Raw genomic sequence first — 3061 nt, 5'->3', positions numbered from 1 at the left:
GATCGTGCCACTGGCTGCGTCTCCTTCCTGTTGCTGGTCGGCGAATAGCGGCCCGGCAACAGGATCGTCGATGCGGCGGCCTGCCTCGTCAGAGGTAAGTGCTTTTTGCAGCGACCGCATGAGCAGGTTGCTTTCCGTTCCATTGTCGAAAATCACCCGCAGACGTGCATCCGAATTGCCGTTGGCATTGATCTCGACCTTCCCCTTCTCCGCGACGTAGGCCTTCTGGCCTCCGAGGATGAAGAACCTGCCTGGCTCGATTTCTGATTTTCGTTCGAACCTGCGCGCAGTCCGGACGCCCTGATCCAGATCGCGCTGAACCTGCTCAAACAATGGCTTGAAGATGGCGAAGTTTGCGCAACGTTCACGGTTGGCGATTTCCTCTGCCGCCCGCTTTTCGGCGCTCGGCCGAACGTGGCGCAGATCGGTGATGTCCGACAATTCATCATCAACGCCCAGCGCTGCCAGCAAGGCGTCATCGTCCAGTTCGTCTGCTTCGTCATCGTCCGATGCGGTTGCATGACCGCTCAACAGGCCTTGATGATCGAGGGGAGCGACTAGATCGCGGCATTCGGGCAACTGTGCAATCCGGTCAAGACGAACGGCATAAATCCGCTCAAAAATGTCTCGCGCCTCTCCATGGCACGGGGCATGGCCATGCTCTTCCACAAATCGCTGGATGTCCTCGAAGCCCGCGATGATCCGTTCCTGCAGCGGCGTGCGCGATCCGACCCGCTTGGCCTCGACTTCAACGCCAAGCTCCGCCAGGAGTGCATCATCTTCGTCAGTAAAATCAGCCATTTGCAGCTTCAGCTTTCATGCGGGCAAGGAATGCGACGCCTTCTGCCATACGCTTTTCCCAGGCGTCCATCGAGGTAATTGATGGAAGACGTCCGCGCTCTTGCTTGAATTTCAGGGCCCTTTTGGCAAGGTCGCGCGCCTCTTCGGGCGTCAGGTTCACCTTCTTTGCGGAAATCACCGCCGCCACACGCTTGAGGCTTTCTTCGCTCATCGTCTTGGCAAGGATCGCGTACGCTTCGCCAAATGGGTTGATCCGGTCGATCAAGTCGATGTCCAAATCCCGGACATTCATGAACTTCCTGACACCATCAATGAGGGCAGTGTTGCCCGTCCGCTCCGGGTCATTGCCGGAAAGGGCTAGCTCTTTGGCCTTTTGCGTCAGGTTCAGCGCCGCAACGGCATGCTGCCGCACCGCTTCCTGATCGTGGTCATCCAACTGCGGGTATCTGTCCTTCACGATCTTGCCCATGCGAACTTGCGTCAGCTCTTCCGGGACCATTTCGGAATCGAACAGTCCGCGCTCGATGGTGGTCTTGTCCTGGACAAAGGCAGTGATCACCTCGTTCAGATCCTGTGTGCAGACGCGCTGCGCGAACTCGCTTTTCGGTTCTGCCAGACCCTTGATCTCGATCTGGAACTTGCCGCTGGTCGGATTGAACCCGACATTACATTTCGTCGGATCGTAGCCTGCTTCGCCATAGTCGAAGCCTGGCTCGGCCGTGCTGGCCACCGTCTTGGGCTTGAATTCAAAGCGTGGCGCCAGAACCTGTTCCATGAGCAAGCTGGCGGCAATCGCCTTCAGCGTGTCGTTCACCGCCTCGGTCACCGCCCCTTCCGATGCATCGGGTTCGGCGATCAGGTTCGTGAAGCGTGCCGTCACCTTGCCCGGCGCATCGCGGGTGGCGCGGCCGATGATTTGCACCACCTCGGTCAGGCTGGCCCGATAGCCAACGGTCAGGGCGTGTTCGCACCAGATCCAGTCGAACCCTTCCTTCGCCATGCCCAGCGCGATGATGATGTCGACGTGATCGCGGTTCATCTTCTGGGCGGGGTCTTTCAGCGCCGCCGACACTCGGTCGCGCCGCGGGCCTTCGTCATCGACCAGGTCGGCGATGCGCAGCACCCGGCCGTCTGGCACCTTGACCAACTGGAAACCGGTCACCGGATCGGTGCCCTGCCAATCACCAAGGGCGTCGAGGATGTGCTCCACCTCGCGATGCTTGTCCTTTGTGCTTTCGCGGGCATTCACGTTCGGGATGTGCAGGATGGTCTTCTGGGCCGGGTCCAGCACCCGTAGGATGTCGTCAACATAGGGGCCGTTGTAGAAGAAATAGCCAATGTCGAGGTTCTTCAGGTGCTCATAGCCGTTCAGCTGCTCGTAGTAGGTATAGGTCACCGTCTCGAACTTGGCCTCGTCGGTCGGCATCAGCACTGCCTCGGCGTCGCCCCGGAAATAGCTGCCGGTCATGGCCACGATGTGGGCCTTGTCTCGCGCCATGAATGATCCGAGGTGCCCGCCCAGCTTGTTGTCGGGGTTGGCGCTGACATGGTGGAATTCGTCGATGGCGACCAAGCGGTCGTCAAAGGCCTCGACCCCGAAGCGCTCCACGGCAAAGCGGAAGGTCGCATGTGTGCAGACCAATACGCGGTCGCTGCTTTCCAGAAACGCGCCAACCGAATTCACCTTGCCGCCATCCGTGCCTGGCGAGTTGCAAAGGTTCCACCGCGGCTCGACCTTCCAATCGGCCCAGAAGCCGAACTTCGACAGCGGCTCGTCGGCGAAGCTGGACCCGATGGATTTTTCCGGCACCACGATGATCGCCTGCTTCAGGCCCTGATTGTGCAGCTTGTCGAGTGCGATGAACATCAGCGCCCGGCTTTTGCCTGACGCGGGTGGCGACTTGATCAACAGGTACTGCTCGCCCCGCTTTTCATAGGCGCGCTCCTGCATGACGCGCATGCCGAGTTCGTTGGCCTTGGTCGAACTGCCGTTGCGGGCATAGGTGACGGAGACAGAGGGGACACTATTTTTCTGCATTATTCATACCTTGCCGCCACCAATGTGCACTGACGCATGCGCAGCATGCCACGCCGCTTCAATATCATCTTCTTTGGCCAGATAGAATTCACCACCCAGCCATTCAGCACATTTGGCCAGTTGCTGTTTGATGGTGTTCTCACTGGCGACTGCAGCGTCAAAGGAATGGAACGCGGAAAACCCGGATCCGCTGCTTGTCCTGACTGTAGCCCATTTAACCCG

The 3061-nt window shown here is 59.1% G+C and carries 3 protein-coding genes; all 3 read right to left on the bottom strand.

What is annotated here, in order from left to right; all coding sequences use genetic code 11:
- Positions 1-801: hypothetical protein (locus C5F46_RS15855; RefSeq protein WP_107326267.1), on the bottom strand; the 801-nt coding region annotated here is incomplete at its 3' end.
- Positions 794-2839, bottom strand: coding sequence for a pseudomurein-binding repeat-containing protein (locus C5F46_RS15850; RefSeq protein WP_107326266.1), 2046 nt, complete (start codon positions 2837-2839; stop codon positions 794-796). The genes C5F46_RS15850 and C5F46_RS15855, both read right to left, overlap by 8 nt.
- 3 nt (positions 2840-2842) lie before the next feature.
- On the bottom strand, positions 2843-3061 hold a 219-nt coding region (locus C5F46_RS16810), incomplete at its 5' end, for a hypothetical protein (protein WP_181317777.1).

Source organism: Phaeovulum veldkampii DSM 11550 (genome assembly GCF_003034995.1).
Lineage (GTDB): Bacteria > Pseudomonadota > Alphaproteobacteria > Rhodobacterales > Rhodobacteraceae > Phaeovulum > Phaeovulum veldkampii.
Note: the sequence above shows the minus strand (reverse complement) of the source record. Positions and strands in the feature narration are given on the sequence as shown.